At 65.8% G+C, this 12,090-nt stretch carries 7 protein-coding genes and 1 tRNA gene; all 8 read left to right on the forward strand.

Features of this window, described 5'->3' with window-relative positions; all coding sequences use genetic code 11:
- The first annotated feature begins 24 nt into the window (after positions 1-24).
- The 8 genes from PLZ73_06725 to lnt all read left to right on the forward strand — a co-directional run bounded on the left by PLZ73_06725 (position 25) and on the right by lnt (position 11,508).
- Positions 25-110 (forward strand) — tRNA-Leu (locus tag PLZ73_06725).
- Positions 111-275: 165 nt separating this feature from the next.
- The gene (locus tag PLZ73_06730; protein HOO77566.1) at positions 276-2,684 is read left to right on the forward strand and encodes a sodium-translocating pyrophosphatase; all 2,409 of its coding nucleotides are present in this window, start codon (positions 276-278) and stop codon (positions 2,682-2,684) included.
- A gap of 28 nt (positions 2,685-2,712) precedes the next feature.
- Positions 2,713-3,132 carry a hypothetical protein gene (locus PLZ73_06735; GenBank protein ID HOO77567.1) on the forward strand — a complete coding sequence of 140 codons (420 nt, stop codon included), beginning with the start codon at positions 2,713-2,715 and terminating at the stop codon, positions 3,130-3,132.
- Positions 3,129-3,950, forward strand: coding sequence for a HEAT repeat domain-containing protein (locus PLZ73_06740; GenBank protein HOO77568.1), 822 nt, complete (start codon positions 3,129-3,131; stop codon positions 3,948-3,950). The genes PLZ73_06735 and PLZ73_06740 overlap by 4 nt, the downstream gene beginning before the upstream one ends.
- Positions 3,940-6,051 (forward strand): tetratricopeptide repeat protein, encoded by a 2,112-nt coding sequence (locus PLZ73_06745; protein HOO77569.1) that lies wholly within the window; start codon positions 3,940-3,942, stop codon positions 6,049-6,051. The genes PLZ73_06740 and PLZ73_06745 overlap by 11 nt, the downstream gene beginning before the upstream one ends.
- Entirely contained in the window at positions 6,036-6,704 is a 669-nt protein-coding gene (locus PLZ73_06750; protein HOO77570.1) for a LysM peptidoglycan-binding domain-containing protein, read from the forward strand. The genes PLZ73_06745 and PLZ73_06750 overlap by 16 nt, the downstream gene beginning before the upstream one ends.
- Before the next feature lie 86 nt (positions 6,705-6,790).
- Positions 6,791-10,003, forward strand: coding sequence for a preprotein translocase subunit SecA (secA, locus tag PLZ73_06755; GenBank protein ID HOO77571.1), 3,213 nt, complete (start codon positions 6,791-6,793; stop codon positions 10,001-10,003).
- Positions 9,985-11,508: an apolipoprotein N-acyltransferase gene (gene lnt, locus PLZ73_06760; protein HOO77572.1), complete on the forward strand. Its 1,524-nt coding sequence runs from the start codon at positions 9,985-9,987 to the stop codon at positions 11,506-11,508. The genes secA and lnt overlap by 19 nt, the downstream gene beginning before the upstream one ends.
- The last annotated feature ends 582 nt before the right edge of the window (positions 11,509-12,090 follow it).

A 12,090-nucleotide genomic window follows, 5' to 3' on the forward strand; every position in this document is an offset into this window, starting at 1 on the left:
GTGTGGTTTAGTACCCTGCTGCGAGCCGGGATGGTGAAACTGGCAGACACGCATGGTTGAGGGCCATGTGCTCATATCTGAGCTTGCGGGTTCGAGTCCCGCTCCCGGCATCTTCGGATGGGCCTTCGCTTCGAGAAGCCGGCGTTTCCAGGGGATATGGTTGCCGTCTTCTTCCCTCCGGGCGTATACTATCAAACTGTGTCCCGGCTTGATGTTTTCGGGCGGAAACAGGAAGAAAGAGGCAGAAGAGAAAGGAGAAAAACGAATTGAAAACGATGCTGTTGCGTGGATTGACGGTGGCCGCGGGGATCGTCCTGGGCGCCGGGCCGGCCGCGGCCGCCGAAGCGGGCGCCGGCGACCTTCCCGCCGTCTGGTGGCTGGCTCCGCTTTGTTCGGCGGCCGCCCTGGTCTTCGCTTGGTACTTTTACCGGCGGATGATGGCTTCCCCGGAAGGGAACGAGACCATGAAGACCATCGCCCGCTACGTCAAGGAAGGGGCCTACGCCTACCTCCGCCGGCAGTACCGGGTGGTGGCGCTGGTCTTCGGGGCGCTTTTTCTCGTCTTCCTGGTCATGGCCGCCTTCGGCATCCAGAACCCCTTCGTCCCGGTGGCGTTCCTGACCGGGGGCTTCTTTTCCGGGCTTTGCGGTTTCCTGGGGATGAAAACCGCCACCAACGCTTCTTCCCGCACCGCCGAGGGCTGCCGCCACACCCTCAACCAGGGGCTCCAGGTGGCGTTCCGCTCCGGGGCCGTGATGGGCTTGGTGGTGGTCGGTTTCGGCCTGCTCGACATCTCCATCTGGTACTTGATTCTGGACAAGCTGGTCTATTCCGCCGCGCACATGCAATCGGGTTTGAGCGTGCTGGGCATGGCCCTGGTCAAGCCCGGGATGGACGAAAGCCATAAGCTGGTGGAGATCACCACCACCATGATCACCTTCGGGATGGGCGCCTCCACCCAGGCCCTCTTCGCCCGCGTCGGGGGCGGCATCTACACCAAGGCCGCCGACGTCGGCGCCGACCTGGTCGGCAAGGTCGAGGCGGGGATCCCGGAAGACGATCCCCGCAACCCCGCCACCATCGCCGACAACGTCGGGGACAACGTCGGCGACGTCGCCGGCATGGGCGCCGACCTCTACGAGTCCTACTGCGGTTCCATCCTCGCCACCGCCGCCCTGGGCGCCGCCCTCCCCATCGCCGGCGGCCTTTTCGGGGGGATCCGGGCCGTCATCGCCCCCATGTTGGTGGCGGCGCTGGGAATCCTCTTTTCCATCGTGGGCATCTTCTTCGTCCGCACCCGCGAGGACGCCACCCAGAAGACCCTGCTCAAGGCCCTCCTCACCGGGACCCTGGGCAGTTCGATCATCATCCTGGGCGCCGTGGCGGCGATGGCCCTGAGCGGGTTCATCACCTGGGGCATCTTCGGTTCCGTGGTGGCCGGCCTGGTCGCCGGGATCGTCATCGGCCAGTCCACCGAACACTACACCAGCGACGAATACGCCCCGACCAAGGGCATCGCCCACCAGGCCCTGATGGGGCCCGCCACCACCATCATCGACGGAATGGCGGTGGGAATGTTCTCCACCGGGATCCCGGTCGTCACCATCGTGGTCGGCATCCTCTGCGCCTACGGGTTCGCCGGAGGTTTCCACAACATGTCCGTGGGGCTCTACGGAATCGGGTTCGCGGCGGTGGGGATGCTCTCCACCCTGGGCATCACCCTGGCCACGGACGCCTACGGGCCCATCGCCGACAACGCCGGCGGCAACGCCGAGATGTCGGGTCTGGAAAAGGAGGTCCGCGAGCGGACCGACGCCCTCGATTCCCTGGGGAACACGACCGCGGCCACCGGCAAGGGGTTCGCCATCGGTTCCGCCGCCCTCACCGCCATGGCCCTGCTCGCCGCTTATATCGAGGAGATCAAGATCTGGGCGGGAAGGCTGGCCGGTCCCGACGGGATCTTCACGGTCGGCCGCCACTTCGCCTTCGTTTCCAACGAGGCCGCCAAGTTCAAACACGCCGCCCTCAACCCGGGGATGGACATCGTCGTGGCCGCCGACGCCCGCATCGCCGATTTCGTCAACGCCTACGATCTTTCCCTGATGAACCCGCTGCTGCTGTGCGGGGTTTTCCTGGGGGCGATGATGGCGTTCGTCTTTTGCGCCATGACGATGAAGGCCGTGGGCCGGGCCGCCGGTTCGATGGTCAACGAAGTCCGCCGCCAGTTCAAGGAGATTCCCGGGATCATGGAAGGGAAGGGCCAGCCCGACTACGCCCGCTGCGTGGCCATCTCCACCGCCGGAGCCCAGCGGGAGATGGTGATCCCGGCCCTGCTGGCCATCGCCATTCCCGTGGTCACGGGCGTCATCCTGGGAGTGGCCGGCGTCGTCGGCCTGCTGGCCGGGGGGTTGACCTCGGGGTTCGTGCTGGCCTGCATGCTCAACAATTCCGGGGGAGCCTGGGACAACGCCAAGAAGTTCATCGAAAAAGGCGCTTACGGGGGCAAGGGCAGCCAGGCCCATAAGGCGGCCGTGGTCGGCGACACCGTGGGCGATCCCTTCAAGGACACGTCCGGACCCAGCCTGAACATCCTCATCAAGCTCATGAGCATGGTCAGCGTGGTCTTCGCGGGCCTGGTGGTGAAACTCTCGCCCCTGATCGCCCGGGGGATTTTCGGACAATAGCCGCCGGGAGGGACCGCCCGGGAGAACCATGGAAGAACAACTGGCAATCGGCTGGGGGTACAAGTTTCTCAAGGGGATGCTGATCCTGCTGCTGATCGCGGTGGTGGTCTTCGTCTTCACTTTCGTCCGCAGGAGCATTCCCCCCGATTTGGAGGGGCACCGGGAAGAGTTGGAGCTCCTCCAGGAAGCCTACAACCTCCGGGTGGAACGCCTGACCGATTTCTACCAGAACCGGATCGAATCCGCCCCCAACGAAGTTCTTTCGGTCAAGTACCAGCAGGAAAAAAGCGAAGCCCTGCAGCAGGCGCTCGAGGATTTTTACCGGGACCGCCGGGCCGTGGTCGAGGGCGAGGAGGACGTCGTGAAAACCCGCTGGGAGACGGAACTGGAGTTGATCGACGTCGAAGAAATCAGGGCCCGCCTGGCGCTGGAGGGAGAGGGCCGGTGAAAAGCCGCCGCCGCGGCCGGGCGTTTCCCTTTCTCCTTTTCCTTCTGCCGGCGCTGGGTTCGGGGTGCGCCTCCCTCACCGGGGGAGGCGACCGGGAACGGGTAGCCACGACCTACGAGGAAGCGATGGAGCTCGTGAGCTCCTCGGAGCCGGAGGACCGGGTCGAAGCCCTGGAATGGTTCGGCGCCGACCTCGACCCCCGGGGGCTGGAGACGGCGGTCTCGGCCCTGGGGGACGAAAGCGTGATGGTCCGCCTGGCCGCGGTCCTGACGGTGAGGGAATATTCCCAGCCCGACACCATCCGGTCGCTGCGGCCGCTGCTCGAGGACGAAAATTTGGAAGTCCGCTACGCCGCCGCCACCGCCCTGTTCGACCTGGGGGATTATTCGGGGCTGGAGCAGTTGGTGGAAGGGATGAAGAGCGAGTATCCCGAGATCAGGCACCAGGCCATGATGATCGTGGCCAAGATCCGGTCGCCCCGGGGTATTCCGGGTACGATCGCGCTCCTGGGGGACATCGAGCCCCGCACCCGGTCCGACGCCGCCTACATCCTGGGCGAAATCTACGCCGACCCCTCGGCGGTTCCGGCCCTTCTGAACTCCCTCGACGACCAGTCCCCTTACGTGCGGAAGGACGCTTGGGAATCCCTGAAAAAAATCACGGGCCAGAACCACCCCTTCGACTGGCAAGCGGGCGAGGATTTGAGAGCGGCCCAGCGGGAGGTATGGATACGCTGGCTGGAGGTGAATCCGGAATACGGCGCCGGAAGCGCCTCCGTCCCCCCGGCCGGGGAAGAGGGTGCGGACGGTGAGGACTGATCGGTTTCGATGGACCGCCGCCGCGGCCGGCGTCCTGCTCGCGGCCGGTTGCGGGGAACGGTCGGACCGGTTTTACGGCCAGGGCCTCGACGACGCCCGGGAAGGGCGCTACGACCAGGCGGCGATTTCGTTCCGGAGCCAGATCCAGGCCGACCCCGAGGACCTGCGGGGGCACCTGGCCCTGGCCGCCGTCTACCGGGCCCGCAACGAATATTCCCCGGCGCTGGACGAACTGGAGAAGGCCCTGGCCCTGGACGAGACCGCCCCCGAGCCCGCGTATTGCCTGGGAACCCTCTACCAGGAGATGGAAAAACCGGAGCAGGCCCGCGCCCGTTTCCTGGAAGCCCTGGAGCGCGATCCCGACTATACCCCCGCCCTTTACCGGTTGGGCGTCCTCGCCCGGGAAGGGGGGGATCTGGACGCCGCGGCCGGGTATTTCCGGAATTTTCTGGAAGCCGGCCCGGAAGAAAAAGGCTACGGGTTCAATAACCTGGGCGCGGTCCTCTGGGAACAGGGCGACCGCGCCGGCGCCCTGGAGGCTTTCGCCGCCGCCCTCGCCGCCGATCCGGCCCCGCCGGCCGCCGGGTACAATTACGGAGTGGCGGCTTTCGCCCTGGAGACCGACCGCGAGGGCGCCGTGGCCGCGCTCGAGGAATACGCCGGCCGCGAACCGCCGCCGCCGGAACGCGCGATGGTCCGGGTTCTCCTGGAGCGCCACGGCGTCAAGGATTCCGCGTCCGTCGACGAAGAGTTTTCGTCGCCCCAGGACGCGGTGGAGAAGGGCCTGGTCCGGGAAAGCCGGGGGGAATACCGGGAAGCGGAGGAGGCTTATCTTTTCGCCCTGGACGCGGCCCCCGACGGGCTTCAAGCGCTCTACCGGCTGGGGCTTTTATATGACGACCGGTTGGGCGACCGGCGCCGGGCGGTGGAGATGTACGAGCGGTTTCTCGACGTGAACCGGAACCCCCAATCCGATCTGGTGGCGGAAGTCGTCCGCCGCCTGGGGGCGGCCCGGAGGGAGCTGGGGGAAGAGGTCCTGGAAGGAAGCGGCGACGTTTTCCGCACGCCTCCTCCCGTCGCCGGGGCCGCCGCTTCTCCCCCGGGCGCGCCTTCGCCGACGCCGGCCCGGGATCGGGACGGCTGGGTCGAGGCCGGGCTCGAGGCCGAAGCGGCCGGGCGTTACGCCGCCGCCCTCAAGGCGTTCGAGGCGGCCCGGGCGGAAGATCCGGGCAGTTCCGAGATCGGTTTCGCCCTGGGCCGGGTCCACCAGTCCATGGGCCGGTACGCCGAAGCGCGCCCCTACCTGGAGGCGGCGCTGGAGGGCGGCGAAAGCGACGCCCGCGTCCGCCTGGCCGAAGTGTACCTGAAACTGGCCGAGATCGAAGACGATGCCGGGCGCCCCGCGGCCGCGGCCGAATACTACCGCCTGGCCGAAAAAACCGGCGCCTCCGGCACTCGGGAGAAGCTCCTGGAAACGTACCGGAAACTCTACCGCGCCTGCCTGGCCGAGGGCGACGCGTCCGGCGCGGCCCGGGCGCTGGAGCGTTCGGTCGCGCTCGATCCGTCCCGGGCCGGCGATTACCTGGCCTTGGGCGACCTTTACTACGACCGTCTCCAGGAGGAGGACCGGGCCCGGGAGGCCTACCGGCGCTATCTCAAGCTCGAACCCCGGACGGCGGAGGCCGAGCGGGTCCGCGCCCGTCTTTCCCCGCGCCGGCAGCTTCCCGCGTCGACGCCGGTTCCGAAGGATGAAGCGGCCTCGCTCTACAGCCGGGGGGCGGTCCTGCAGAAGGCCGGCCGGACGGCCGAGGCGGAAAAAGCCTACTGGGCGGCCGTGGCCGCCGATCCCTCTCTCTACCAGGCGTATTACAACCTGGGCGTTCTGGAAAACGGCCGGAACCGTCCCCAGGCGGCCCTGGAGAACTTTCTCCGGGTGGTGGAACTCCAGCCCCGCTTCGCTCCGGCGCACCTTGCTCTTTTCAAACTCTACCACTATCATTTTCACGACGACGTCTCGGCCCGGAGACACGCCTCGGCGTACGTCGAGCTCGAACCCCGCGGGCCCCAGACGGAGGCATTGCAGACATGGCTGCGCCGTTAAAAGGGAAACGCGGCCCGCGCGTGGCCGCCATGGTTCTGGCCGCGGTCTGTTCCGGGGCCTGCGCCCCTTCCGGCCAGGCTCCGGACGAAGAGCCCATTCCCTACCACATCGGCATGGCCCGGGGCTACTACCGGTTGGGCGATTATCCCCGGGCGGTGGAGATGTACCAGAAAGCCCTGGACCTGGACCCGGGAAACGCGGAGGTATGCCTCCAACTGGGGATCATCTACGACGACAACCTCAAGGACAAGGAACGGGCGGCCGTCTATTACCGGGAATTCCTGCGTCTGGCCCCCGACTCGGAAAAAGCCCGGCGGGTTTCGGAATGGCTGGCCCGCAGCGAGGAAGCCGCGGTCCGGGAACAGGAAATCGGCGTTTTGCTTCCGGTCCCCACCCCGGCCGCCGGAACCGTCTCCACCCCCGCCGCGGCGCCCGCGGCCGTTCCCGCCGCCGCCCCGTCCCCGACCGCGGTTCCCCGGGCTCCGGCCGGGACTTACACCGTGGCCAAGGGAGACACCCTGGCGGGGATCGCGGATAAGTTTTACGGGAAGCGCTCGCAGTGGAACTTGATTTACGAGGCGAACCGCGACCGTCTGGAAGCGCCGGAAAAATTAAAAATAGGCCAAGTGCTGATCATCCCCCCGGCGGAATGAACCCGGGCCGGGAGAGGGAGCGGAGATAGGACCCGGGCCCCGGCGGTCCGGCCGCTTTCCCAAAAAGGAAGAACGAGCGATACGACATGATCAAGACCCTGGTAAAAAAAGTGTTCGGCACCAAGTTCGACCGCGACCGCCGGCGGCTGCAGCCGCTGGTGGACAGGATCAACCGCCTGGAAGAGGAATACCGGGCGTTGAGCGACGAGGAGTTGCGGGGGAAGACCGACGAGTTCCGGGAGCGCATCCGCGGCCGGACCGGCGAATCGGCCGCCCGTCTGGCCGAGTTGGAACGGGCCCTGGCCGGCACCGTCGACGAGGCCGAGGAAGAACGGCTGCGCGCGGAGATGGGTTCGGTCCTGGGGCGCCTGCGCGAAGCCGAAAAACAGGTCCTGGACGAACTCCTCCCGGAAGCTTTCGCCGCGGTCAAGAACACCTGCCGCCGCTTGATGGGCCAGACCTGGGACGTCTGCGGGCAGCCGGTGACCTGGGACATGGTCCCCTACGACGTCCAGCTCTTCGGGGGCATCGTTCTCCACCGGGGCACCATCGCCGAAATGGCCACCGGCGAAGGGAAGACCCTGGTGGCCACCATGCCCCTCTACCTCAACGCGCTTTCCGGGAAGAACGTGCACCTGGTCACGGTCAACGACTACCTGGCCCGGCGCGACGCCGAGTGGATGGGCCGCATCTACGAGTTTTTGGGGGTTACGGTGGGGTGCATCCAGTCGGGGATGGAGCCGGCCGAACGCCGCGCCGTTTACGCCCTCGACATCACTTACGGGACCAACAACGAGTTCGGTTTCGACTACCTGCGCGACAACATGGCGGTGCAGCGCGAGGGCCAGGTCCAGCGCAAGTACAACTACTTCAACGCGGCCGCCAACGAGATCAAGCGGGGGCATTACTACGCCATCATCGACGAAGTCGATTCCATCCTCATCGACGAGGCCCGGACTCCCTTGATCATCTCCGGCCCGGTCCAGGTCTCGACCCACCAGTTCAAGCAGATCATGCCCCGGATGAAGACCCTCTTCCAAAAACAGACCCTGCTCTGCAACCGCCTGGCCAAGGAGGCCCGGGAGATGTGGGAAGCCGGGGACCGCGACGAAGCCGTGCGCCTGTTCTACAAGGTCAAGAAGGGGGCGCCGAAGAACCGCCAGCTTTTGACCATGCTCGAGGACATCGAGATCCGCCGGGCCATGGAAAAGGCCGAGGTCGAACTGGACGCCCGTTCTTCCCAGGCCCCGCGGGCGGAAGAGGGGAGGGAACTGCGGGAGGAGCTGTTCTTCACCATCGAAGAGCGCTCCCACGAGGTCGATATCACCGACAAGGGGCACCAGGCCCTTTCTCCCGACAACCCCGAGGAGTTCGTGCTCCCCGACCTGAGCACGGCCATCGTCGAGATCGAGGAGGACGAAAATCTGGGGGAGGAGGAGAAAAAGCGCCGGATCGCCCTTCTCAACGAGGAGATCAACGTCAAGAGCGAGAAGATCAGCAACGCCTTGACTTCGCTGCGGGGCCTCTCCCTTTTCGAGAAGGACGTCGAGTACGTGATCCAGGACAACCGGGTCATCATCGTCGACACCTTCACCGGGCGCCTCATGCCCGGCCGCCGCTATTCCGACGGTCTGCACGAAGCTCTCGAAGCCAAGGAAGGGGTCGAGATCCAGCGCGAGAGCCAGACCTTGGCCACGGTCACCATCCAGAACTATTTCCGGATGTACGAAAAACTGGCGGGGATGACGGGGACCGCCGAAACCGAGGCCCTGGAATTCAAGAAGATCTACAACCTCGACGTTATCGTCATTCCCACCAACCGTCCGGTGATCCGCGGGGACCACCACGACCGGATCTACCGGACCCGGGCCGAGAAGTTCAAGGCGGTGATCGAGGAGATCGAGGATTGCTGGAAACGGGAGCAGCCGGTCCTGGTGGGAACGGTGAGCGTCGAGACCTCGGAGATCGTCAGCCGCCTGCTCAAGCGCCGGAAGATACCCCACCAGGTCCTCAACGCCCGCTACCACCAGCAGGAGGCGGAGATCGTCTCCCGGGCCGGCCGCCGCGGCTCGGTCACCATCGCCACCAACATGGCCGGGCGCGGGACCGACATCAAGCTCGGTCCCGGGGTGGTCGACCTGGGGGGGCTCCACATCGTCGGGACCGAGCGCCACGAATCCCGCCGGATCGACAACCAGCTTCGGGGCCGGTCCGGCCGTCAGGGCGATCCCGGTTCCTCCCGGTTCTATCTTTCCCTGGAAGACGACCTCATGCGCTTGTTCGGTTCGGATCGGATTGCGGGGATCATGACCAAGATGGGGATCGAGGAAGGGGAGGAGATGACCCACCCCCTTCTTTCCCGGGCCATCGAATCGGCGCAGCGGCGGGTGGAACACAACAACTTCTCCATCCGGGAACACATCCTCAAGTACGACGACGTCATGAACCGCCAGCGGGAGGAGATCTACTCGTTCCGCAACAGCATCATCGACTCCGACAACCCCCGCCGGGGAATCCTGGCCATCATCGAGGAAGTCGTCTCCGAAAAACTGCCCGACTACATCCCCGAAGGCGCTTCCGTGGGCGACTGGAAATGGCGGGAGATGGTTTCCTGGCTTTCCCGGATGTTTCCCATCCACATCGACTTCAAGCGCTGGCGGGCCGAGCCGGGGATGGGCTTGGACGTGCTCACCGGCCGGTTGATGGAGGCGATCGTCAGGGTCTACGATCTCAAGGAAGAGTACGAGGGGCCCGAGGTCATGCGCCGCCTGGAAAAGATGGTCGTCCTCGACGCCGTCGACCGCCTCTGGCAAAAACACCTCTACGCCATGGACGACCTCCGCCAGGGAATATCCTTGAGGGCCTACGGCCAGCGGGACCCCCTGGTCGAGTATAAGAAAGAAAGCTTCAACATGTTCACCGAACTGGAAACCAACCTCCGTTCCGAAGTCGCCGCCAGCATCTTCCGTTCCACGGTCAGGGCTCCCTTGATCCGGGCGACGCGGATGGTTCACGATTCCATGGAGACGTTTTCTTCGGGAGGCGCCGCTCCGGCGCGGTTCCGGCCCGGTCCTTCCGCGCCCCGTCCCCCGGGGATGCCTCCGGGGGTGCCCCCTGGAATGCCCCCCGGAATGCCCCCGGGGATGCCCCCGGGAATGCCCCCGGGGATGCCCCCGCCCCCCGCCGGGTCCCTGCCGCCGGCGGCGCCTTCGGGTCCGCGGGAACCCAAGGTGGGGCCCAACGAACCCTGTCCCTGCGGGAGCGGGAAGAAATTCAAGAAGTGCTGCGGGAGGGGGTAAACCGACGGCGCGCCGGGAAGCTGCTGCTCCCGGTTTTGAGCGGGGCGTTGCTCGCGCTCCCCTTTCTCCGGTTTTCGCTCGCCGGGGTCGCCTGGGCCGCCCTGGTCCCCCTGACGGTGTCCTGGCGCGGCGCTTCCTGGCGGTCCGGGGCTCTCTCGGGCGGTCTGGCCGGGGCGGTCTTCTGGCTGCTCTCGCTCTATTGGATCGACGAGGTCACCTGCGTCGGCTACGTCGTTCTCTGTCTCTACCTCTCCCTTTTCTGGGCGGCCTGGGGGGCGGGATCGGTCCTGCTTTGGCGCCGGCCGGCCCTGGGCTGGCTCGGCGCGGCGGCGCTCTGGACCGCCCTCGAGTACCTGCGCGGGAGCCTCTTTAGCGGGTTTCCCTGGAATCCCTTGGGAGCGTCGCAGGCGTTCGTACCCGTCCTGATTCAACCGGCGGCGGCGACCGGGGTCTACGGGGTCTCCTTCCTGATCGCGGCCGCCAACGGGGCCTGGGCCCGGCTTCTTTTCCCCGGCCGGTTCCGGGCGGTCCCGGCGGCGGCGGCGGCGGCGGCGGTGGGAGCGACCGTCTGGTGGGGGCGGGCGGTGCTCGATCGGGCCCCGGCGCGGGCGGCGGCCCTTCCGAACGTCACCGTGGGTTTGGTCCAAGCCGGGATCAGGCAGGAGATCAAATGGAATCCGGCCTTCGCCAACCCCATCTTCGCCCGGCACCTGGAACTGACCCGCGCCGCCGCTCCCCGCGTCGACCTGGCGATCTGGCCCGAGTCTTCGGTGCCTTGGTACCTGGAGGAAACCCCGGAAGCGCTCTCCGCCCTCCGGGCCTCGCTCTCCGGAAGCGACGCGGTCCTGATCGTGGGAGGGGACGTCCACGAAGTCGCGGAGTCGGGCGAGCGCTATTACAACGCGGTCTACCTGATCGACCGGGAAAAAGGCATCGAAGGACGCTACGACAAGCTCCACCTCGTGCCCTTCGGGGAGTTCGTGCCCCTGCGCGGACTGTTTCCGTTTCTGGCCGGCCTGGTTCCCTGGGAGCACGATTTCACTCCCGGAAAAACGGCGGCGATCCTGAAGTCGCCGTCTCTGCCGGGGGTGGAGATCGGCCCCCTGGTCTGTTTCGAAGACATCGTCCCCCCCCTGTCCCGGGACCTTTCCCGCCGGGGCGCGAACCTGCTGGTCAACCTCACCAACGACGCTTGGTTCGGGGAGACGGTCCAGCCGTTTCAGCACGCGGCCGCCGCCCTCTTCCGGACGGTGGAAAACCGGGTCTCCCTGGTCCGGGCCACCAACTCCGGATACTCCTGTCTGATCGATCCCTGGGGGCGGATCGTGGGGGAAGTCCGCGATCCTTCGGGCCGCGTACTCTTCGCCTCCGCCTGGACCGCGGAGGAAGTGCCCCTGCTGGCAGGGGGGACGTTCTACACCCGCCACGGCGACGTCTTCGTCCTGGTCTGCGCCGCCCTGGCGGCCGCCCTGCTCCTGCCGGCGCTTTTCAAGAAAAGCGCCTGAAGCCCCCCCGGCCCCGGAAGATTTTTGCACCTGATTACTCTGATTAACTCTGATTGGGGAAAGAATTCCCCCCCCTGAACCCCGAACCCTGAACCCTGAACCCTCTTCTTTCCCCCCCCTTCATGTCCTTCATGGTCGAACGATCCCACGAATGGGAAAAGAGCATGGCTCCCACTGTCCGCCGGGCGGCATCTTCAGCCCGCCGGCATCTCTTAAAATTCTCTGTGACCTCGGTGATCTCTGTGGTTCAATTCCCTCCCTTCTTCATGCCCTTCATGGTCGAGAGAAGCATAGAGCGTGGAGCATAGAGTAAAATCTGTAAAATCTGTGGACTGCTTCCCTTCCTGAACCCTGAACCCTCTGTTTCCCCTTCATGAACTTCATGGTATTTCCACAGATTTCACAGATTAGAGGACTAAAATTACACAGATGGAGATGGCTCCCACTGTCCGCCGGGCGACATCTTCAGTCCGCCGGCATCTCTTAAAATTCTCTGTGACCTCGGTGATCTCTGTGGTTCAATTCCCTCCCTTCCTGAACCCTGAACCCTCTGTTTCCCCTTCATGAACTTCATGGTATTTC

The sequence above is a fragment of the bacterium genome (genome assembly GCA_035380285.1).
Classification (GTDB): Bacteria; Auribacterota; Erginobacteria; order Erginobacterales; family DAOSXE01; genus DAOSXE01.

Coding starts and splice junctions, on each gene's coding strand:
- PLZ73_06730 (HOO77566.1), top strand. CDS start 276: ATGCTGTTGCGTGGATTGACGGTGGCCGCGGGGATCGTCCTGGGCGCC.
- PLZ73_06735 (HOO77567.1), top strand. CDS start 2,713: ATGGAAGAACAACTGGCAATCGGCTGGGGGTACAAGTTTCTCAAGGGG.
- PLZ73_06750 (HOO77570.1), top strand. CDS start 6,036: ATGGCTGCGCCGTTAAAAGGGAAACGCGGCCCGCGCGTGGCCGCCATG.
- secA (HOO77571.1), top strand. CDS start 6,791: ATGATCAAGACCCTGGTAAAAAAAGTGTTCGGCACCAAGTTCGACCGC.